This is a genomic window from Hoeflea sp. AS16, assembly GCF_038900095.1.
Taxonomy (GTDB): Bacteria; Pseudomonadota; Alphaproteobacteria; order Rhizobiales; family Rhizobiaceae; genus Hoeflea.
This window is the reverse complement of record NZ_JBBMQQ010000008.1, coordinates 47,560-67,371: the sequence shown is the minus strand read 5'-3', so window position 1 is coordinate 67,371 and position 19,812 is coordinate 47,560. Positions and strand designations below refer to the sequence as shown.

Sequence of the window (19,812 nt, the reverse complement as noted above, 5' to 3'; positions counted from 1 at the left end):
CCGCAAAACCGGCACTGGACAACGGCAGCGAATGCCAACAAAAGTGTGGATAGTGGAATGCTATTGATGATTCCAACCAATTTGAGGCCTGTTTATGGAAGATAATTCTAGTGTTCGCGAAATTTTGGCAAAGCTGGTTTCGTTCCCGACGGTAAGCCGTGACACCAATTTGCCGCTTGTCGAGTGGGTCGAGGCCTATCTTTCGCAGCATGGAATCCGCTCCGAACGGATCATGAGCCCCTGCGGCACGAAGGCGCACCTTTATGCACAGACCGGCCCTGAAATCGATGGCGGGGTGATCCTGTCGGGTCATACAGACGTGGTGCCGGTCGACGGCCAGGCCTGGACCACCGATCCATGGACGCTGACCGAGCGCGACGGAAAACTCTATGGCCGCGGTTCCTGCGACATGAAGGGATTTGACGCACTGGCGCTCATGGCAATGGTGCGGGCCGCCAAGCTGCCGCTCAAGCGGCCGCTGCAGTTGGCGCTGTCGTTCGACGAGGAAGTCGGCTGCGTCGCCGTCGTCGATCTCGTCGAGACAATGCTGGGAGCCCTGCCGCGCGCCCGCGAGGTCATTGTCGGAGAGCCGACCATGATGCGGGTGGTCACCGGCCACAAGGGCGGTCTTGCCTACAAGGTTCACGTCCGCGGCTTCGAAGTGCATTCGTCACTCCTGCCTTACGGTGTCAGCGCCATCATGCAGGCGGCGAAGCTGATCGACTGGGCTAACCAGCGCAATGCGGAAAATGCTGCGCGGCAGCCGTCCGAACTGGCCGCCCCCTTCGATCCGCCTTTCACCACGCTGCATGTCGGCACCATCGAGGGTGGTACCGCGCACAACATCACCGCCAAGGATTGCCGCTTTTTCATCGAATTCCGCTTTGTGCCCGGCGAAAGCCCGCAGGACTGGGCCAATGCCTTCGAGGCGAAAGCGGCGGAGTTGACTACCGAGATGCAGAAAATCCATCCCGATAGCGGGATTGATCTCGAGCGCGGCTTTGCGCTTCCGGCGCTGACCCCCGAGACCGATGGTCCGGCTGAAACGCTGGCCCGCCGCCTGACCGGCGACAATGGCCGCCATGTGGTCAGCTACGGCACCGAAGGCAGCCAGTTCCAGGTCCGTGGCTATTCGACGGTGATCTGCGGACCGGGCGATATCGCCCAGGCACACCAGCCCGACGAGTTTCTCTCGCTGGAACAGCTCGCCGCCGGCGAAGCCTTCATCGATCGGTTGCTGGATGCGCTCTGCGCGTGAGTGATCAGGCGGAACCGCTGTCGATGTATTCGATCAGGCAGGGCCGTGGCATTTCCTTCAGCGCCGCGATGATTTCGTCGCGGCTGCCGACCCGGCGCGAGGCAAGGCCATAGGCCGATGCCACCATCGAAAAATCCGGCGCAGACGGGGTAACTCCGATCGGAGTGATGCTGGAGTCGACCATCGAGGTTTCGATCTCCTGGTAGCCTGAATTGTTCCAGACCAGGAAGGCCACATCGGCATCGCAATCGCGGGCGCTGCCAAGTTCTGCGAGCGTGAACTGGAAGCCGCCATCGCCGAGCAGCGCCACCACCGGGCGCCCGGCCTGGCCCAGTGCCGCTCCTGTTGCCGCTGGCGCCGCGTAGCCAAGAGTGCCGAAGCCGGTGGCTGAATTGAACCAGGCGGTTTCCCGTGGTGCCTCGACATACATGTTGCCGGCATAGACCAGCTGCGTCGAATCCCCAACAAGGGTAGCTTCCGGCAAGGCTCTCCAGATGTCCTGCAGCAAGTTGATATGTCCGCAATAGGCTTCGCCGATCTCGGTCCTGGCCAAGTCGCGAAGACTGCCGGCGCGTGTTGCCCCGTCGCCGGAGCGGTGTGGCGTCCAGGTACCGGAATCCTCGAGCATGTCTTCAATGAAGGCAGCAAGCCCGGCTTTGATTGCCAGCGCGGGCTTCGCACCGCGCGCCAGCTGGTCCTCGTCGATGTCGACCCTGATCAGGTTGGCCGGCAGGCAAAAGCCGCCATTCTCGTACATGTCGCAATCGGTCGGCCCGAGTTCGGTTCCCAGCGCCAGCACAAGGTCCGAGGCGGCAAGCATCTCGCGGACGCAGGCGAGGCTGGGGCTGGCGGGCACATCAAGTGGATGGCCCGACATGATCCCGCGGGCGTTGGTGGTGCTGATCACCGGCGCGTCAAGCATTTCGGCGAACCGGCGAACAGCCCCGTCAAGCCGCACAGCGCCGCCGCCGATCAGGATCGCCGGCTTGCGGGCCTCGGCGCACATGCGCGCCGCTGTGGCGAGGTCAACCGGGGAGGGGCGCAACGAGGGGGCGGCGGGCATCTCGAAGGCCTGCTCCGGTGCCGGCAGCTTCATCACGTCGGTGGGGATCTCTATGTGGACCGGACCGGGGCGGCCGCTTGTCATGATCGCGAATGCCTCTCGCAAGACCGCACCCAGCTGCCCGGGGTCCGTCAGCGTGTGCGACCACAGCGCCACGGTACTGGCGAGACCTGCCTGGTCCGGCAGTTCATGCAGGTGACCGCGGCCCTTGCCCAGCGTCGGTGTGGCGTTGACGCCGGAGATTACCAGCATCGGAATGCTGTCGGCGCGTGCCTGTGCCATGGCGGTCAGCGTGTTGGTCAGGCCCGGTCCGGTGATGACGAAGCACACGCCCGGCCGCCCGGTGACACGGGCATAGCCATCGACCATGAAGCCCGCGCCCTGCTCGTGCCGCGGCGTGATGTGACGGATGGAGCTGGCAGCAAGGCCGCGATAAAGCTCGATGGTGTGCACACCGGGAATGCCGAAGACCGTGTCGACGCCGGCCTGTTCCAGCATGCTCACCAGCACTTCGCCGACAGTGGATGAATGTGCAGCCATCAGAGGCTTTCCACGAAACGCGCGATGCGGTTGCAGGCTTCCACCACCGACTCGTCCGGCACGGTCAGGCTGAGCCGAACCAGATTGCCGGCGTTGTCGCCGAACGACGAGCCGGGCATCACGGCAACGCCTGCCTCGAGCAGGCGCCAGGCGAATTTCTCACCGTCAAGTCCGGTCCCTGCCACGTCGAGAACGATGAACATGCCAGCTTGCGGACGATATGCAGTGATGCCGTCGAGCTTACCGAGTGTGTCGGCAAAAAGGTTGGCCCTGTGTTTGTACGATTCACGCATCCGCGCCGAAGTCTGCAGATCCGAATTGAGTGCAAAAGCCGTCATGTCGGCGATGAACGGCTGGTTGCCGAACAGCATGGTCTCGGAGAGCGGCAGCAGTTTCTCGCAGAATTCATGCGGACCAACCGCCCATCCGCTGCGGAAGCCCGGCGCGGCGTGGGACTTGGAAATGGACGAGACGGCGATCACCCTGTCGGCGAGGTCTTGATTGTCGAACGGCGAGGCGAATGTGCCGTCAAACACCAGTTCCTCGTAAACCTCGTCGGCAACGATCCAGAGATCGTGCTTTTTGCAGACAGCGCCGATTTTCGCGACGTCATCGGCGGTGAGCACAGCGCCCGTGGGATTGTGCGGAGAATTGAGCAGCAGCACCCTGGACTGCGGTGTGATCGCCGCTTCCAGATCATCTGCGTTGAGCCGGAATTCGTACTCCGGTCTGAGCGCAACCGATTCCCGGTGAGCGCCGCTGGCGAGGATGACGCCTTCATAAGTGGCATAAAAGGGGTCGCCGACAAGCACGCCATCACCCGGACCGGTCAGCGCCATCATGGTCGCAAACAGGGCGGTCTGGGTGCCAGGAAAGCACAATACGTTGGCGGCATCCACTCCCGGGCGCCGCCGTGCGTAACGCGTGGCAATCGCCTCCAGGAGCTCTTGTTCGCCGCGCCCGCTCGAATAGCCGGTCCGGCCCGCCAGCATCGACTGGTGGCACACCTCGAACAGCTGCGGATCCGGCGGCTGGTCCGGTTCCCCGATGGTCAGTTCGATAATGTCGGCGCCTTCCGCCTTCATTGCCCGGCAGCGTTGATGGATGGCCCATTTTGCTCCGCCCGTATGAGCCAGACGCTCGGTGATTGCCGCGTATTTCATACTGTTCATTCCCTGAATTCAGCCGGGTCTATGCCAAGCAATGTCGCTGTTGAATCGAGTGCGATTCTGACCACGTCCATGCGCGAGAAATCGTCGCCGCCCATGGAAATTTCGATCCACAATCCGTCAAGCAATGCGTTCAGCACAATCGCATGCTGGCGGATGCTCTGGTGTGAAGCGTCGGTGCCGCATTCCCGCAGGCATTCGCCGACAAGCTGCTCGATCAGGTCGCGGAAAGCCTGGTAGCCTTCGCGATGAGTCTCAGCCATCACCGGGTCCGAGTTGACGGTTCCGATGAAGGCCGCCCAGATCGACAGGGTGCGGCCGTCGGCCACCGGGGCGGTGACGCTGGCGCGGATCAGCCCGGCCAGCCGCGCATGCGCAGGCCCGTCTCCACACCCGGCCGCAGCCGTTTCGATCAGGTTCGAGATGAAGGTCCGGTAGGCTGCTGCAACCAGTCGTTCCTTGTTGTCGAAGTAGCGCCGGATCAGTCCCGGGGTCACGCCGGCACGGTAGGCAACCTCGCGTACCGTGGCACCGGCCAGCCCCAGTTCCGCAACACTGTCGAGTGTTGCGGCGATCAGGTCATTTTGCCGAACCGCTTCGGTTTCACGATGAAACGTCCGCCGCGTCATTCCCGCCACACGGGACGCGTCAGGCAGGTTGGTCCGCCTTCGCAGGGAATGCACAGCGCATCGGCCTTGAACGCAGTTACCTTGCAGCCGGCCTGTTCCATCAGGGCACGGGTCTTGGCAAACCCGTCAACCATGATCACCTCGCCGGGGGTGATCGCCAGCACGTTGAGATTGAGCCCGTTGGAAGCCGCAAATTCGTCGTCGGGGGCTTCCACGAGGGTGTAGCCGCGCTCCTTGAGCAATTGCCAGAAGGCGACGGGAAGCATCGGCGCATAGACAAGGGCCAGTTTCTCGTCGAGCGGCGAAATCACCGACATCAGGTGCAGGCAGGCGTCTGCGCCATTGCCGAGCGGAAGGTCGAAGCCGAGAACACTCACGCCCAATGGCGCAAGAATTTTGCCCAGTTGCTCAATGCCTGCCTGGTTGGTCCGCACGCCACGTCCAACCGCGAGCGTGTTCTTGTCGACCCATACGCAGTCGCCGCCCTCGACGCACCCCGGAGCTTCGATCCGTCCGAGGATCGGCACGCCCGCGGCCTGGTACGCTTTCGCATGAAGTTCGGGTTCCGCCATCCGGCCCGGCTTGCCCATGCGCAAGATCACGGCGCCCTTGTCGGTGACCAGCGAGGGGTCATGGGTAAACATCGCGTCTGCAAGACCGTCGCCCGAATCCTCGATCCAGACGATCTCCGCACCGCTGGCTGCGATAAGATCCGCGAACACGCCGAACTGCTCGATGGCCCGTTGGCCGTCGAATCCGGCGCCGTAATGCCAGTCCTTGGCGTTGGCCTGACGCAGGCTGTCTCCGGGTGCGCGCATAATGACCCGCTTGAGCGGGGGAGTCATGGATTGGGATCCGTATGTCATGAATGAGTCCGTTCTGGGGGGAGCGATTTTTGAAATTATACACTTGATTAATTACTGCGCAAGGGTCACGATTGAACGGTATCGCTCCATCAGGAGCTTCAGAGGAAGCGTATGAGCAGTCGAGAAACCGGTGTGAAAACCGGTACAGAATCATCCCCGCCCGCTGTCGAAGTCACCGGTCTTCACAAGAGATTTGGTGACCTTGAGGTGCTCAAGGGTGTGTCTCTGTCGGCCAGCAACGGCGATGTCGTCGCCATCATCGGCGGATCGGGATCAGGCAAATCGACATTGCTCCGCTGCATCAACATGCTGGAGCTGCCGACCAGCGGCGCAATCAGCATCCAGGGCGAAACCATCGAGATGAAACCGGACGGGCGAGGCGGCCTGCAGCCTGCCAATTCGGCACAGCTTCGCCGCATCCGCACCCGGCTTGCCATGGTGTTTCAAAGCTTCAACCTGTGGCAGCACATGACGGTGCTCGGCAATGTCATCGAGGCGCCGGTGCAGGTCATGGGCGTTCCGCGTGACGAGGCTATTGCCCGCGCCGAGAAACTGCTTGAACGCGTCGGCCTGTCCGACAAGCGTGATGTCTACCCGGCATTCCTGTCCGGCGGCCAGCAGCAGCGCGCCGCCATCGCCCGCGCGCTTGCCGTCGAGCCGGAGGTCATGCTGTTTGACGAGCCGACCTCGGCGCTGGATCCGGAACTGGTCGGCGAGGTTCTTGCCGTCATTGCCGACCTGGCGCGCGAAGGCCGCACCATGCTTCTGGTAACGCATGAAATGAAATTCGCCCGCGAGGTCGCCAATCACGTGGTCTTCCTCGCCGACGGCGTGATCGAGGAAGAAGGTCCGCCGGACACTGTCTACAGCGCTCCCAAGTCGGAGCGCCTGCAAAAATTCCTTGCGACTGTTGAGTAGTCCAAGGTTCAATGGGCAAAGCCCGAACTCTTTAACAGGGGAAAAACATGAAGAACAAAATCATCACAGCAATCGCCGCCCTTGGCCTGTCGCTTGCAGCCCAGGCCGCATCCGCTGAAACAGTGCGCGTCGGCGTTGCCGCAGAGCCTTATCCGCCGTTCACCGAGCCGGATGCAGCCGGCAACTGGACCGGCTGGGAAATCGAATTCATGAACGCCGTCTGTGCCGAAGCCAAGCTTGATTGCGTGGTCACCCCGGTTGCATGGGACGGTATCATACCGGCGCTGACATCCAACAAGATCGACGCGATCATTGGTTCGATGTCGATCACCGAAGAGCGGATGAAGACCATCGACTTCTCCGACAAGTACTACAATACCCCGGCTGTGATCGCGACCGCCAAGGGCGCCGGCATCACGCCTGATGCAGATGGACTGAAGGACAAGATTCTCGGTGTTCAGGTGTCTACCATCCACCAGAAATACGTGATCGAGCATTTCGGTGACGTGGTTGCCGAGATCAAGGAATACCAGACCCAGGACGAAGCCAACCAGGATCTGGCCGCCGGCCGTGTTGATGCTGTCATGGCTGACTCGCTGGCGCTTGATGCCTTCGTCAAGTCCGACACATGCTGCGAAATCGCCGGCGCTGTCGAAGACGATCCGGCCATTCTCGGCGCCGGTGTCGGCATCGGCCTGCGCAAGGGCGACGACGAACTGCGCGAAAAGTTCAACAAGGCAATCGCGGCTATCCGCGAAAACGGCACCTATGCCGAGTTCTCGAAGGCCTATTTCGACTTCGACATCTACGGTCAGTAAAATGCCTGAACTGGCGCTACGCGCTTTGACCGGCCCGGCGGGATTTTCCCGCCGGGCCGGAAAGGCTGTCCTTCATGCTTGAGTGGATTGCAGGTCTGGCCAACTGGGAGCTTCTGGCGCTTGAGCCGCCAGGCTGGGGAGGCGTGCTGCTGGGCGGTCTCGCCGTCTCGCTGCAGGTCGCCGTCGGCGGCTACATCCTGGGTTTCCTGATCGGCATCGGTGGCGCAACCGGCAAGCTCTACGGCGGGCCGATCCTGCGTGATCTGCTGGATGTCTACACCACGCTGGTACGCGCGGTGCCCGAACTCGTTCTCATCCTGCTGCTCTATTACGCCGGAACGGATGCTCTCAACCAGGTCATGGTGCTGATCGGTGCCGAGCGCATGGATATCAGCGGGCTGGCTGCCGGTATCTTCGTCATCGGCGTGGTGCAGGGCGCCTACCAGACCGAGGTTTTGCGCGGTGCCTTCAAGGCTGTGCCGCACGGCCAACTTGAGGCCGCACGCGCCTACGGCATGTCGTCGCTGCAGGTTCTCAGGCGCATCACGCTTCCGGGCATGTTGCCCCATGCCGTTCCGGGGCTTGCCAATCTGTGGCTGATCGCCACCAAGGATACAGCGCTTCTGGCCGTTGTCGGTGTGGCGGAACTGACGCTGGTCACCCGGCAGGCCGGCGGCACCACAAAATCCTATTTCCTGTTTTTCTGTGCGGCAGGCCTGCTCTACCTGATGGTGACGCTCATCTCCAATGTCGGCATCCGCCGGATTGAACGCTATGCCCGCCGCGGCATCCCGGCGGTGCGGTGATGGGGCCTGAAATCCGAAGCTGGCGAGAGCCGCATCGCCTCGTGCTGCTGGCCATCGGCATCGGCATCATCATATTTGCTGCCGTCAACATGCGCTGGGACTGGTTGCCGCGTTATTCCGGCAAGCTGGTCTCCGGTGTCGGCACCACCTTGTGGCTGCTGTTCCTGACCAGCATTCTCGGCTTCCTGCTGGCCGTTCCGCTTGGCCTCGCCCAGGCCGCGGGGCCGTTCTGGCTGTCGGGACCGGCGCGCATGTTCTGCACCGTGATCCGCGGCACGCCGCTGCTGCTGCAATTGTGGCTGCTCTATTACGGTCTCGGTTCGCTGTTTGCCTATTGGCCGGAAATCCGCCAGTCCTGGGCCTGGCCCTATCTCCGCTCGGCATGGCCTTACGGTGTGCTGGCGCTGACGCTGTCATTCGCCGGCTATGAGGGTGAGGTGATGCGCGGGGCCTTTGCCGGAGTTCCCAAGGGGGAGCTGGAAGCGGCCCGCGCCTACGGCATGTCGCCATGGACATCGTTCCGGCGGATCTGGCTGCCGCGCGCCATCCACCGGGCGCTGCCGACGCTGGCCGGTGAAACCGTGCTGCAGCTCAAGGCTACGCCGCTGGTCGCCACCATCACCGTGGTCGATGTCTACGCCATCATCTCGCGGGTCCGGCAGGACACTTACCTCACCTATGAGCCGCTGTTGTTGCTGGCCCTGATCTACATGATCCTGACCGGGGTCCTGGTCATGGCGTTTCGCTGGCTCGAGGCAAAGGTTCCGGTCAAGGGCGGCTGACAGCCGCGACCTTCTGCACGGTGGACGGCTGCTTGCGGCTTGCGCTGGGCGACAGGCCGAATTGGCTTCTGAAGGCACGCGAGAACGACGATTCCGATGAAAACCCTGTTCGGGAGGCAATGTCGGTCATGCTCAGCCGCGTGTCATTGACCAGCCGCCGAGCCGCCGCCAGCCGCAAGGACAGGAAATAGGCACCGGGCGTCTGGCCCAATTGCCGCGAAAACAAGAGTTCGAGACCGCGCGCCGACATCGACACCCGTCTGGCAATCGCCGCGATGCTGACCGGCGTGTCGATATGGGTCTCCATGATCCGGATCGAGCGGACCAGGCGCGGGTCGTGGTTTGCGTCGCCCAGGGTGACGTTGACCTGCGGGTCGCCTGCCGCGCGCAGATCGTCGTGGACAAAACTGCTCGCCACATCCAGCGCCGCCGGGTGCCCCAGCACCTGCCGCACCAGGTCGACCATCATGTCGAATGTTGGCGATGCGCCCGATGTCGTGATGAAGCGGCCATCAACCACGTAGCGGTCGGGCCTCAGATCGACATTCGGAAACGCAGCCGCAAAATCCTCGAAATCCTCCCAGTGCGTCGCCGCACGATGCTCATCCAGCAGCCCGGCCCGCGCCAGCAGCCAGGGGCCGGATTCGATCCCCATGACGATCGTCGCATTGCGTGCCGCCCGGTAGACATGGCCGAAGAGCCGCCGGTCGGTCATCTGCGCCGCGCCGAAACCTGCGACGATCCCAAGTACATCGCAACGCGAGGCCGGGTCGTGCCGGGCGGAAACCGGCCATGCGATCCCCGACGACGTGACCGGCGCATCCCCGTCGACCGATACGAACCGCCATTGAAAAACCGTGCGTCCCGATTGCCGGTTGGCCGCCCTGAGCGGCTCGACCGCACTGGCAAGCGTAAGCAGGGAGCTTCCCGGCAACACCAGCAGATCGACTGTTATCGGCCGGCCTGTTTCCGAAATCGCAGACAGCGCTTTGTTTTTTGTCATATTTAATTCGTAAATCGTAAGGCATTCGGCTGCAACCCGTTCATCATTGCGGGACCGTAAAGAGGAGGATTGTCCGAATGCCATTGACCATGAACCGCGAGGTTTTCATTACCTGCGCCGTCACCGGATCCGGCTCCACTCAGGATCGCAGCCCGCATGTGCCGCGTTCGCCCGAGCAGATCGCCAATTCGGCGATCGACGCAGCCAAGGCCGGCGCCGCCATCGTCCACTGCCATGTCCGCGATCCCGAAACCGGGGCTCCGCGCCGCGATGTCGCGCTTTACCGCGAAGTCACCGAGCGCATTCGCGAAGCCGAAGTCGATGTCGTATTGAATCTGACTGCCGGCATGGGCGGCGATATCACCTTTGGCCCGACCGAAAAGCCGTTGCCGCTCAATCCGGTCGGCACCGACATGGTCGGCGCATCCGAACGCATGAAGCACATTCTCGAATGCCTGCCGGAGATGTGCACGCTTGATTGCGGCACCATGAATTTTGCCGAAGCCGATTACGTCATGACCAACACCCCGGGCATGCTGCGTGCCATGGGCGGCATGATGACCCAGCTTGGCGTCAAGCCGGAGATCGAGGCCTTCGACACCGGTCACCTCTGGTTCGCCAAGGAACTGGTCAAGGAAGGCGTGCTGGCGCCTGATGCGCTGGTGCAGCTCTGCATGGGTGTTCCCTGGGGCGCGCCCGACGACCTCAACACCTTCATGGCGATGGTCAACAATGTGCCTGACGACTGGAACTGGTCAGCCTTCGCGCTTGGCCGCAACCAGATGGCCTATGTCGCAGCCTCCGTGCTGGCCGGCGGCAATGTCCGCGTTGGTCTTGAAGACAATCTCTGGCTCGGCAAGGGCCAGCTCGCCACCAATGCGCAACTGGTCGAGCGTGCCGTAACCATCGTCGAGAACATGGGTGCCCGGGTCATCGGCCCTCAGGAAGTGCGCGAACGGCTCAACCTGACCAAGCGCGCGCCTGCGTCTGCATAAGACCGAAGGGGAGGGTGGCATGGAGAAGGTCAAGTTTACCGCGATGAAGGATGGCGACCGTGAGGACTATGAGTTCCTCACCGAGCATGAAATCGAGTATGCCGCCAAGACCGGCGAACGTTTGCTCTCGGCAATGGTCGATCTCGACAAGAGCCTGTCGGGCTACCAGGTCACGCGGCTGGGCCATTCGTTGCAGGCCGCCACCCGCGCCTGGCGCGATGGCGCCGATACAGACTGGGTGGTCTCGGCCCTGCTGCATGACATCGGCGACATCTACGCGCCCTACAATCACGATGAATATGCAGCCGCTATCCTGAAACCTTTCGTGCGCGAGCAATGCGCCTGGGTGGTCGAAAAGCACGGCGACTTCCAGAAGCTCTATTACGCCCAACATGTCGGCGGCAATCCGCATGCGCGCGATGCCTACAAGGGCCATGCCTATTATGATGATTGCGCCACCTTCTGTGAGCGCTGGGACCAGAACAGCTTTGACCCGGACTACCCGCATGAAGACATCGAGTTCTTCCGCGATCAAGTCGAGCAGGTCTTTGCCCGCAAAGCCTATGATCCTGCAGTGATCCGCGCCGGTGAACGGGTTGAACTGACCGATCCCACACGTGCCAAAGAGCGAAACACATGAGTGAAAACAGGACAGCCGCCATCATCGGCGGCGGTGTCATCGGCGGCGGCTGGGCTGCGCGCTTCCTCCTCAATGGCTGGAATGTGATCGTCTACGATCCCGATCCGGAAGCTGAGCGCAAGGTCGGGGAAGTGCTTGCCAATGCGCGGCGCTCCTTGCCCGCGCTGTCGGATGTGACCGTCCCGAAAGAAGGCAAACTCAGTTTCGCAGCGTCGCTGGCAGAAGCCGTGGCGGATGCTGACTGGATCCAGGAAAGCGCGCCCGAGCGCCTCGATATCAAGCACAAGGTGTTTGCCGAAATCCAGGCCCATTGCCACAAGGACGCACTGATCGGCTCGTCCACTTCCGGCTTCAAACCGTCTCAGCTGCAAGAGGGCGCGGCACGGCCGGAACAGATCTTCGTCGCCCATCCGTTCAACCCGGTCTATCTGCTGCCGGTGATCGAGCTTGTCGGGGTTCAGGAGACTGTCGAGCGCGCCAAAGAGGTGCTCGAAGAAATCGGCATGAAGCCACTGATCGTGCGCAAGGAAATCGACGCCCATATTGCCGACCGGTTTCTCGAAGCCGTCTGGCGCGAGGCGCTGTGGCTGATCAAGGACGGCGTTGCCACCACCCAGGAAATCGACGACGTCATCCGCTACGGCTTCGGCATGCGCTGGGCCCAGATGGGCCTGTTCGAGACCTACCGCATTGCCGGTGGCGAGGCGGGCATGCGCCATTTCATCGCCCAGTTCGGCCCATGCCTCTCCTGGCCCTGGACCAAGCTGATGGATGTGCCGGAACTCACCGAAGAACTGACAAACATGATCGCCGATCAGTCGGACGCCCAGTCGGGCATGCATTCGATCCGTGAGCTCGAACGCATCCGCGACGACAACCTGGTGGCCATGATGCGGGCCTTGAAGGGCCGCAATTGGGGCGCGGGCGAATTGCTCAATGCCCAGGACGCGCGCAGCAAGCCGCCATTGCCTGCCGCCATCGACAAGCCGTTCACCACGCTGAACCGCGTCATCCCGGTCGACTGGATGGATTACAACGGCCACATGAATGAAAGCCGCTACGGCCAGGTCTTCTCCGATGCCGGCGACGTCGTCATGCAGATGGTCGGTGCCGATCCGGACTACATCGCCGGCGGCCTGTCCTATTTCACCGTCTCCAACGAGATCGGCTATCTCAGCGAAACCCATCTGGGCGACGCCATCCATGTCCGCACCCAGGTCCTCGAAGCCCGCGGCAAGAAGCTGCGGCTCTATCACGAGATGATCCGCACCGCCGACGGCGAACTGCTGTCGACCTGCAACCAGCTTCTGCTCCATGTCTCGCTCGAAACCCGCCGCACCTGCGAGCCCGAAGGCGAGGTTCTGGCAAAGATCACCGCGCTCGGCGAAGCCCAGTCGAAACTGCCAAAACCCGCCAGCATGCGGGACTAGGCGATGAGCAAGCGGGTTCTCATCACCGGCGGCGGATCTGGCATCGGCAAGGCCATGGCCGAGACTTTTGCGGCTCAGGGCGCGCGGGTGCTTGTGACCGACATGGATCAGGCTGCTCTGGACGGTTGCCCCGGCAGCTGGCTGAAAATGACCGGAGACGCCAGCGATCCTGAGCACATGCGGACGGTTTTCGCGCGCATCTCAGACGAGTGGGGTGGTATCGATGTGGTCTGCGCCAATGCCGGCATCGCCGGTCCCACGGCCTTGGTCGAGGATGTCGAGCCAGAGGATTTCCGCCGTTGCGTGGCGGTCAATCTGGAAGGTGCATTCCTGGCCGCCAAATATGCAGCCCCGATGATGAAGGCGCAGAAATCCGGCGTCATCCTGATCACCTCCTCGAATGCCGGCATCAACGGCTTTCCAAACCGGTCGCCCTACGCATCGGCGAAATGGGCGGAGATCGGTTTGATGAAGACGCTGGCCATGGAATTGGGTCCGTTTGGCATCCGCGCCAATGCAATTGCGCCGGGATGCGTTGAAGGTCCGCGCATTGACGGCGTCATCGAGCGTGAAGCCAAGGCCAAGGGCACAACGCCGGAGATCGTCCGGGCCGGCTACGAGGCAGGCGTCTCGATGCGCTCCTTCGTCACGGCCCAGGACATCGCCAACATGGCAGCCTTTCTGGCCTCCGACGGCGCCCGGCTGGTTTCCGGCCAGGTGATTGCCGTCGACGGCCATACTGAAAACCCCGACCCAAAGGTTTAAGCACATGGAATTCGGACTGACCCAGGAACAGGAGATGATCGTCGAGACCACGCGGGCCTTCGTCGAAAATGAACTCTATCCGCACGAAGCCAAGGTTGAACGCACCGGCCATCTCGACATGGATCTGGTACGCGAGATCCAGCAGAAGGCAATCGCTGCTGGGCTCTATGCCGCCAACATTCCCGAGGAATTCGGCGGCGCTGGTCTCGATACCCCGACCTGGCTGCTCTACGAAAAGGAGCTTGGCCGCGCCAATTACGCGCTGCACTGGACCTGCGTTGCACGCCCCTCCAACATTCTCTGCGCCGGAACGGCAGAACAACGCACCCGGTATCTCGAACCCTGCGTGGCAGGCGAGAAATGGGATTGCCTGGCGATGACCGAGCCCGGCGCCGGCTCCGACCTGCGCGGCATGAAGGCGACCGCAAAACAGGATGGAACGGACTGGGTGCTCAACGGCACCAAGCATTTCATCTCCCACGCCGATATCGCCGACTTCACCATTGCCTTCATGGCAACCGGCGAAGAAGACACGCCGCGCGGCCCAAAGAAGCTGATCACTGCCTTTTTCGTCGACAAGGGCACACCCGGCTATGCCGTGCGCGACGGCTACCGCAATGTCTCGCACCGCGGCTACACCAACGCCGTGCTTGAATTCGACAATTGCCGCGTGCCCGCAGAAAACGTGCTGGGTGAAGTCCACAAGGGCTTTGAGGTCGCCAACACCTGGCTCGGCGCCACAAGGCTGCAGGTCGGGGCCACCTGTCTCGGCCGTGCCGACCGCGCTTTCCAGCATTCGGTCGAATGGGCTGCGACGCGTGAACAGTTCGGTCAGCCGATCGGCAAGTTCCAGGGCGTCTCGTTCAAGCTCGCCGACATGGCCATGGAGATGAAGGCCGCCGAACTGATGATCCTCGAAGCCGGATGGAAGTTCGACCGCGGCGAGGCCTCCGACGCCGACATGGCGATGGCAAAGCTCAAGGCCACCGAAATGCTGGCCATGGTCGCCGACGAGGCCATCCAGATCCATGGCGGCATGGGGCTAATGGCCGAGCTGCCGCTCGAACGCATCTGGCGCGACGCCCGCATCGAACGTATCTGGGAAGGTACCTCGGAAATCCAGCGTCACATCATTTCGCGCTCGCTCCTGCGGCCGTTCGGAGCCTGATCACGTCCATGAAACCTGATCTCTCCCGCCTCCTGAGGCCCAGATCCATCGCGCTGTTTGGCGGCGGATGGGCTGTCAATGTCGTCGCGCAGCTGAAAAAGTCCGGCTTTGACGGTGACATCTGGCCGGTCAATCCGAAACGCGCCGACATACTCGGCGTACCCTGCCTCGCCTCCATCGACGATCTGCCGGGAGCGCCCGATGCAAGCTTCATCGGCGTCAACCGCGATGCGACGATCGAGGTTGTCGAACGGCTCAGTGCCATGCGGGCAGGCGGGGCCACCTGCTTTGCCTCAGGGTTCCTTGAAAGCGAGAGTGAAACTGCGGGCGGCGCGGATCTTCAGGCGCGGCTGATCAAGGCCGCCGGTGACATGCCGATTCTCGGCCCCAATTGCTATGGCCTGCTCAACTATCTCGACAATGTGACGCTTTGGCCGGATCAGCATGGCGGTCCGGCTGTCGAGAGCGGCGTGGCCATCGTCGCCCAGTCATCCAACATTGCCATCAACATGACCATGCAGGCGCGCGGCCTGCCGATTGCCTATGTCGTTGCAGCCGGCAACCAGGCCCAGATCGGCGCCAGCGCCATTGCCGAGGCCTTGCTCGACGATGAGCGGGTCACCGCAATCGGGCTTTATCTTGAAGGCTTTGGCGACATTCGGGCGCTTGAAGCATTCGCCGCCAAGGCTAGAGCCAGGGGCAAGCCGGTGGTCGCCATCAAGATCGGCCGCTCCGACAAGGCCCGCGCCGCCACCATGACCCATACCGCATCGCTGGCAGGCAGTGCTGCTGCCGGTTCGGCGCTGCTCAAACGGCTCGGGATCATCGAGGTCGAAACCATTGCGGTGTTTCTCGAAACGCTCAAGCTGCTGCACATGATCGGACCGCTGCCGGGAGCGTCGGTCTGTTCGGTCAGCTGTTCAGGCGGCGAAGCCAGCCTGATGGCGGATCTGAGCAGTGCTACAGACCTCGAGTTTGCGGATTTTGCAGCAACGCAACGCGCGGCGCTCAAGGCAGAACTCGGCCCCATCGTCACCATCGCCAATCCGCTCGACTATCACACCTTCATCTGGGGCGACACGCCACGCATGACCCGGGTGTTCTCGACCGTCATGGCCGAAACATTCGATCTCACCGTCTTCATCCTGGATCTGCCGCGAGCCGACAGATGCGACCCTTCCGGTTATCAGTGCGCGGTTGACGCGATCATCGCAGCAAAGGCTCTCACCGGCTCGCGCGTTGCCGTGCTGGCGAGCCTGCCGGAGAATATGTCGGATCATTTCACCCGCGAATTCATGCGCGGCGGCGTTGCCGTTCTCCACGGCATGAGCGAGGGCATCGCTGCAATCAGTGCCGCCATTGCTGCAGGACGGCTCGGAAAGGCAGAACCGGAGCCTCTGGTGCTCACGGCGGCGACAGCCAACCAGTCATCCATTCTCAGCGAGGCCGCTTCGAAAGATGCCTTGTCCGGGTTCGGACTGAAAATTCCGAAATCGATCCAGGCGCGATCCATCGACGAGTTGACCCGGGAGGCGGCGGCGCTGTCGTTCCCGGTCGTCCTCAAGGGCGTCGGGTTGGCACACAAGAGCGAAGCCGGTCTGGTGGCTCTCGACATTCGCGATGAGGCAAGCCTCGGTGTTGCCGCCCGCCAGATGCAGACTGTCACGTCGGAGTTCCTGGTGGAGGAAATGGCTGTGGGTGGCATTGCCGAAGTGCTTGTCGGCATCACCCGGGACCCGACCGGCACGTTTCTCCTCACACTTGGTGCCGGCGGGGTGCTGACCGAAATTCTGGGTGACACTGAAAGCCTGCTCTTGCCGGTCAGCCGGAACGAGATCATGCTGGCGCTCAAGCGGCTTCGGATTGGCCGGCTGCTGGAAGGCTATCGCGGCAAACCCGCCGCCGACATGGAAGCGTTGGGCGGTGCCGTGATGGCCATCTGCCATTACGCCGCGGCCCACTGCGACCGTCTGGTCGAACTCGAAGTCAATCCACTGATTGCCCGTGCCGGAGATGCCATCGCCGTAGATGCGCTGATCCGCCTCAATGACGTTGAATAGCAAAAGGAAGCCGCTCATGACCGGACCTGTCAGAACCCGTATCGTCGGCCACGTGCTGGAAGTCACGCTCGACCGGCCCAAGGCCAACGCGGTTGATTTGCAGACAAGCCGGGTCCTGGGCGAAGTGTTCCGCGATTTCCGCGACAACCCCGACCTGCGCGTCGCCATTCTCACCGCCGCCGGCGAGAAATTCTTCTGCCCCGGCTGGGATCTGAAAGCCGCCAATGATGGCGATGCAGTCGACGGGGATTACGGCGTCGGCGGCTTCGGCGGGCTTCAGGAACTGCCGCACATGAACAAGCCGGTGATCTGCGCCGTCAACGGCATCTGCTGTGGCGGCGGGCTCGAGATCGCGCTCTCCTGCGACATCATCCTGGCCGCCGAACACGCCACATTCGCACTGCCTGAAATCCGCTCCGGCACCGTGGCCGACGCCGCCTCGATCAAGCTGCCCAAGCGCATCCCCTATCACATCGCCATGGAAATGCTGTTCACCGGCCGCTGGCTTGACGCCGAGGAAGCGCATCGCTGGGGCTTCGTAAATCACATTCACAAAGCCGACGAACTGATTCACAAAGCTTGGGAAATGGCTGAACTGCTTGCCTCGGGCCCACCACTGGTCTTCGCCGCGATCAAGGAGGTGGTGCGCGAAGCCGAGGGCGAAAAATTCCAGGACACCATGAACAAGGTGACCAAGCGCCAGTTGCGCACGGTCGACACTTTGTACGGCTCGGAAGACAATCTCGAAGGCTTCAGGGCGTTCGCGGAAAAGCGCGACCCGGTCTGGAAGGGCAAATGACAGGCCTGCGCCTGATTTCTAGATCTTGGTGTGCATCTGGTAGCCCGGTGCAAAGGTCAGCCGCACCGAGGTGATCACCAGCCCCTTGTTCCAGGTGCTGCGGTCGATCACGAACAGGCCTTCGCCTTCCTTGCAGGCAAGGATTTCCGCTTCGCGTTTGCCCGCCGTCATCGCCGAAAAGGAAAAATCGCCGCCCTCGAAAGGAACATTGGCCACCAGCCATTCATTGGCGCTTTTGACGGCGAGGTCGGCGGCCTCGATGCCGGGCACAGCTTCGGGATTGATCCAGCGGTCGCCAAACACATAGGGCTTGCCGTCTGCCAGGTGCAGCGTCACCAGGTGAACGAGCCTGATGCCTTGTTCGACCTGCATCCGCGCCTGAATGCCCGACGGGGGCATTGCGCGTTCCTGGGTCAGGACGGTGTGGCGGTAGGTCTGGCCCTTGCCTTCGATTTCATAGCGGATCACCGGAATGTCGAGCGTGGCCTTGCGCACCGGGTTGAGTGCCACGCGGGTGCCTGCCTTGCGGCGGCGGTCAAGCAATCCCGATTCGGCCAGACCGCGCAGGGCTCGATTGACCGTGGCTCTGGCGCACCCGAATTCGACGGACAGCTCCGCCTCGTTCGGAATGAAGTCTCCCGGCTTCCATTCGCGCGCATTGATCCGGCGCAGAACCTCCGCCTGCACCGACTGCCAGCTTTTGAATTCTCCCCCGCTCAAATGGCCCCTCCAAGCTCCTTCATCGTCCGCGCATAGGCCGAGACGATGGCCTCCCGTTTCACGTGCTTGCCTCCGCTCACCATGTGACGGCCGGCCGACCAGACATCCTCTACCATGCGGTCGTCGCCGGCGAATATGTAACAATCGAGGATTGTGTCGCCGGTTCTGCCGGCAAGATCAACCGCATTGGCGTCCAGCGCCATCATGTCGGCGAGCTTGCCCACCGCAAGAGCGCCATTGTTGCGTGCCGACACGCTGGCCCCGCCCGCGTTGATCGCATCGAACAGCCGGCGTCCGGTGGACTTGTCAGGTGTCGCCAGGGCCGCGCGGGAGTGGTCGCGCAGGCGTTGCGAATAGTCGAGCGTCCTGAGTTCTTCCGACAGCGAAATCCGGATATTGGAATCCGAGCCGATGGCAATCGCGCCGCCGTTCTCGAACCAGCGCACGCCATCAAAGATGCCGTCACCCAGGCTCGATTCGGTGATCGGGCAAAGTCCGGCAACCGCGCCGCTGCGGGCAAGGCCCTCTGTCTCGTGGCTCAGCATCTGGGTGCAATGGATGAAACAGTGCCGCGCATCGAGTTCCATCGTGTCGAGCACCAGTTCAACTGGCCGCTTGCCATGGGCCGCCTCGATCTCCTCGACCTCGGCGATCTGTTCGGCCAGATGCATGTGCAAGGGATTGTCGCCTGCCAGCCTGGCATGATGGACCAGGTCCTCCGGTGCAATGGCACGCAGGCTGTGTGGAGCCACGCCGATGCGGCTGTCCGGGGTCAGGTTAGCCAGTGCTTCGGCGGATTTGGCATGCAGCTCACAATAGGCGTCGAGCGTGTTGCCGAAGCGGATCTGTCCCGGACCCAGCGCGCGCTTGTCGCAGCCGCCATACTGGTAATGCACCGGCAGCAGCGTCAGCCCCATGCCGGTGGTGGCGCTGGCTGCCGCGATCCGCTCGGCCATTTCGGCAATATTGTCGTAAGGCACGCCACCGGGCTGGTGATGCAGGTAGTGAAATTCGACATTGGCGGAATACCCGGCTTCGAGCATTTCCATCTGCACGAAGCCGGCAATCGCCTCGACATGCTCCGGCGTCAGCCGATCGAGGAAGCGGAACATCAGCTGCCGCCAGGTCCAGAACGAATCCGATGCATCCGGCCCGCGCCTTTCGGTCAGTCCGGCCATGGCGCGCTGGAACGCATGGCTGTGGCAATTGGCCGGTGCAGGCAGCAGCACTCCGGTCTTGTGACCGTTAGCCTTGGTGTTCTGTTCAATGCTTTTGATCAGGCCGTCGGGGCCGATTTCGATCTGTACATTCTCGGCCCAGCCGCTTTCCAGCAATGCTTTCTCAGCCCAGACAATCGTCATTGTGTCACGCCTCTTGACAGGT

General features: G+C 62.4%; 19 protein-coding genes. 12 read left to right on the top strand and 7 right to left on the bottom strand.

Annotation, left to right across the window (positions count from 1 at the left end; all coding sequences use genetic code 11):
* Window positions 1–94: 94 nt before the first annotated feature.
* Window positions 95–1,258: an acetylornithine deacetylase gene (gene argE, locus WNY80_RS17700; protein WP_342888739.1), complete on the top strand. Its 1,164-nt coding sequence runs from the start codon at window positions 95–97 to the stop codon at window positions 1,256–1,258.
* Window positions 1,259–1,262: 4 nt separating this feature from the next.
* Here argE and WNY80_RS17695 read toward each other — a convergent pair whose 3' ends face one another.
* From WNY80_RS17695 to WNY80_RS17680, 4 genes are read right to left on the bottom strand one after another with little or no spacing between them, the layout of a single operon-like run.
* Window positions 1,263–2,861, bottom strand: coding sequence for a 5-guanidino-2-oxopentanoate decarboxylase (locus WNY80_RS17695; protein WP_342888738.1), 1,599 nt, complete (start codon window positions 2,859–2,861; stop codon window positions 1,263–1,265).
* Window positions 2,861–4,024: a pyridoxal phosphate-dependent aminotransferase gene (locus WNY80_RS17690; protein ID WP_342888737.1), complete on the bottom strand. Its 1,164-nt coding sequence runs from the start codon at window positions 4,022–4,024 to the stop codon at window positions 2,861–2,863. Before WNY80_RS17690 ends, WNY80_RS17695 begins: the two co-directional genes overlap by 1 nt.
* A gap of 5 nt (window positions 4,025–4,029) precedes the next feature.
* Entirely contained in the window at window positions 4,030–4,659 is a 630-nt protein-coding gene (locus WNY80_RS17685; protein WP_342888736.1) for a TetR family transcriptional regulator C-terminal domain-containing protein, read from the bottom strand.
* Window positions 4,656–5,504 carry an arginine deiminase family protein gene (locus WNY80_RS17680; protein WP_342888735.1) on the bottom strand — a complete coding sequence of 283 codons (849 nt, stop codon included), beginning with the start codon at window positions 5,502–5,504 and terminating at the stop codon, window positions 4,656–4,658. The genes WNY80_RS17685 and WNY80_RS17680 overlap by 4 nt, the downstream gene beginning before the upstream one ends.
* A gap of 132 nt (window positions 5,505–5,636) precedes the next feature.
* On the opposite strand from WNY80_RS17680, the gene WNY80_RS17675 reads away from it, so the two are divergent.
* The 4 genes from WNY80_RS17675 (at window position 5,637) to WNY80_RS17660 (ending at window position 8,849) form a co-directional block, all read left to right on the top strand.
* Entirely contained in the window at window positions 5,637–6,443 is an 807-nt protein-coding gene (locus WNY80_RS17675) for an ATP-binding cassette domain-containing protein (RefSeq protein WP_342888734.1), read from the top strand.
* A 47-nt stretch (window positions 6,444–6,490) separates the two neighbouring features.
* Complete coding sequence (locus WNY80_RS17670; RefSeq protein WP_342888733.1) at window positions 6,491–7,261, top strand: transporter substrate-binding domain-containing protein; 771 nt, start codon at window positions 6,491–6,493, stop codon at window positions 7,259–7,261.
* A 74-nt stretch (window positions 7,262–7,335) separates the two neighbouring features.
* Complete coding sequence (locus WNY80_RS17665; protein ID WP_342888732.1) at window positions 7,336–8,067, top strand: ABC transporter permease; 732 nt, start codon at window positions 7,336–7,338, stop codon at window positions 8,065–8,067.
* Window positions 8,067–8,849 carry an ABC transporter permease gene (locus tag WNY80_RS17660; protein ID WP_342888731.1) on the top strand — a complete coding sequence of 261 codons (783 nt, stop codon included), beginning with the start codon at window positions 8,067–8,069 and terminating at the stop codon, window positions 8,847–8,849. Before WNY80_RS17665 ends, WNY80_RS17660 begins: the two co-directional genes overlap by 1 nt.
* Here the strand turns inward: WNY80_RS17660 and WNY80_RS17655 are convergent.
* Window positions 8,836–9,852, bottom strand: coding sequence for a GlxA family transcriptional regulator (locus tag WNY80_RS17655; RefSeq protein WP_342888730.1), 1,017 nt, complete (start codon window positions 9,850–9,852; stop codon window positions 8,836–8,838). The two genes, WNY80_RS17660 and WNY80_RS17655, sit on opposite strands and share 14 nt — an antisense overlap.
* Window positions 9,853–9,929: 77 nt before the next feature.
* Between WNY80_RS17655 and WNY80_RS17650 the strand changes: the two genes are divergently transcribed.
* From WNY80_RS17650 to WNY80_RS17620, 7 genes are read left to right on the top strand one after another with little or no spacing between them, the layout of a single operon-like run.
* Window positions 9,930–10,847, top strand: a complete 918-nt coding sequence (locus WNY80_RS17650) for a 3-keto-5-aminohexanoate cleavage protein (protein WP_342888729.1) — start codon at window positions 9,930–9,932, stop codon at window positions 10,845–10,847.
* A 19-nt stretch (window positions 10,848–10,866) separates the two neighbouring features.
* Window positions 10,867–11,487 carry an HD domain-containing protein gene (locus tag WNY80_RS17645; protein WP_342888728.1) on the top strand — a complete coding sequence of 207 codons (621 nt, stop codon included), beginning with the start codon at window positions 10,867–10,869 and terminating at the stop codon, window positions 11,485–11,487.
* Window positions 11,484–12,917: a carnitine 3-dehydrogenase gene (locus WNY80_RS17640; protein WP_342888727.1), complete on the top strand. Its 1,434-nt coding sequence runs from the start codon at window positions 11,484–11,486 to the stop codon at window positions 12,915–12,917. The genes WNY80_RS17645 and WNY80_RS17640 overlap by 4 nt, the downstream gene beginning before the upstream one ends.
* A gap of 3 nt (window positions 12,918–12,920) precedes the next feature.
* Window positions 12,921–13,682, top strand: a complete 762-nt coding sequence (locus WNY80_RS17635) for an SDR family oxidoreductase (protein WP_342888726.1) — start codon at window positions 12,921–12,923, stop codon at window positions 13,680–13,682.
* Window positions 13,683–13,686: 4 nt separating this feature from the next.
* Window positions 13,687–14,850 carry an acyl-CoA dehydrogenase family protein gene (locus tag WNY80_RS17630; protein ID WP_342888725.1) on the top strand — a complete coding sequence of 388 codons (1,164 nt, stop codon included), beginning with the start codon at window positions 13,687–13,689 and terminating at the stop codon, window positions 14,848–14,850.
* Window positions 14,851–14,858: 8 nt separating this feature from the next.
* A complete protein-coding gene (locus WNY80_RS17625; protein ID WP_342888724.1) occupies window positions 14,859–16,910 on the top strand; it encodes an acetate--CoA ligase family protein in 2,052 nt (683 codons plus the stop codon).
* Window positions 16,911–16,926: 16 nt separating this feature from the next.
* Entirely contained in the window at window positions 16,927–17,709 is a 783-nt protein-coding gene (locus WNY80_RS17620) for a carnitinyl-CoA dehydratase (RefSeq protein WP_342888723.1), read from the top strand.
* 18 nt (window positions 17,710–17,727) lie between these two features.
* Here the strand turns inward: WNY80_RS17620 and WNY80_RS17615 are convergent, their stop codons facing one another.
* Complete coding sequence (locus WNY80_RS17615) at window positions 17,728–18,429, bottom strand: GntR family transcriptional regulator (protein ID WP_342888722.1); 702 nt, start codon at window positions 18,427–18,429, stop codon at window positions 17,728–17,730.
* Window positions 18,426–19,790: a formimidoylglutamate deiminase gene (locus WNY80_RS17610; RefSeq protein WP_342888721.1), complete on the bottom strand. Its 1,365-nt coding sequence runs from the start codon at window positions 19,788–19,790 to the stop codon at window positions 18,426–18,428. The genes WNY80_RS17615 and WNY80_RS17610 overlap by 4 nt, the downstream gene beginning before the upstream one ends.
* Between the last annotated feature and the right edge of the window lie 22 nt (window positions 19,791–19,812).

Coding starts and splice junctions, on each gene's coding strand:
- WNY80_RS17640 (WP_342888727.1), top strand. CDS start 11,484: ATGAGTGAAAACAGGACAGCCGCCATCATCGGCGGCGGTGTCATCGGC.
- WNY80_RS17620 (WP_342888723.1), top strand. CDS start 16,927: ATGACCGGACCTGTCAGAACCCGTATCGTCGGCCACGTGCTGGAAGTC.
- argE (WP_342888739.1), top strand. CDS start 95: ATGGAAGATAATTCTAGTGTTCGCGAAATTTTGGCAAAGCTGGTTTCG.
- WNY80_RS17650 (WP_342888729.1), top strand. CDS start 9,930: ATGCCATTGACCATGAACCGCGAGGTTTTCATTACCTGCGCCGTCACC.
- WNY80_RS17695 (WP_342888738.1), bottom strand. CDS start 2,861: ATGGCTGCACATTCATCCACTGTCGGCGAAGTGCTGGTGAGCATGCTG.
- WNY80_RS17635 (WP_342888726.1), top strand. CDS start 12,921: ATGAGCAAGCGGGTTCTCATCACCGGCGGCGGATCTGGCATCGGCAAG.
- WNY80_RS17645 (WP_342888728.1), top strand. CDS start 10,867: ATGGAGAAGGTCAAGTTTACCGCGATGAAGGATGGCGACCGTGAGGAC.
- WNY80_RS17610 (WP_342888721.1), bottom strand. CDS start 19,790: ATGACGATTGTCTGGGCTGAGAAAGCATTGCTGGAAAGCGGCTGGGCC.
- WNY80_RS17665 (WP_342888732.1), top strand. CDS start 7,336: ATGCTTGAGTGGATTGCAGGTCTGGCCAACTGGGAGCTTCTGGCGCTT.
- WNY80_RS17680 (WP_342888735.1), bottom strand. CDS start 5,504: ATGACTCCCCCGCTCAAGCGGGTCATTATGCGCGCACCCGGAGACAGC.
- WNY80_RS17670 (WP_342888733.1), top strand. CDS start 6,491: ATGAAGAACAAAATCATCACAGCAATCGCCGCCCTTGGCCTGTCGCTT.
- WNY80_RS17685 (WP_342888736.1), bottom strand. CDS start 4,659: ATGACGCGGCGGACGTTTCATCGTGAAACCGAAGCGGTTCGGCAAAAT.
- WNY80_RS17630 (WP_342888725.1), top strand. CDS start 13,687: ATGGAATTCGGACTGACCCAGGAACAGGAGATGATCGTCGAGACCACG.
- WNY80_RS17655 (WP_342888730.1), bottom strand. CDS start 9,852: ATGACAAAAAACAAAGCGCTGTCTGCGATTTCGGAAACAGGCCGGCCG.
- WNY80_RS17675 (WP_342888734.1), top strand. CDS start 5,637: ATGAGCAGTCGAGAAACCGGTGTGAAAACCGGTACAGAATCATCCCCG.
- WNY80_RS17660 (WP_342888731.1), top strand. CDS start 8,067: ATGGGGCCTGAAATCCGAAGCTGGCGAGAGCCGCATCGCCTCGTGCTG.
- WNY80_RS17625 (WP_342888724.1), top strand. CDS start 14,859: ATGAAACCTGATCTCTCCCGCCTCCTGAGGCCCAGATCCATCGCGCTG.
- WNY80_RS17690 (WP_342888737.1), bottom strand. CDS start 4,024: ATGAAATACGCGGCAATCACCGAGCGTCTGGCTCATACGGGCGGAGCA.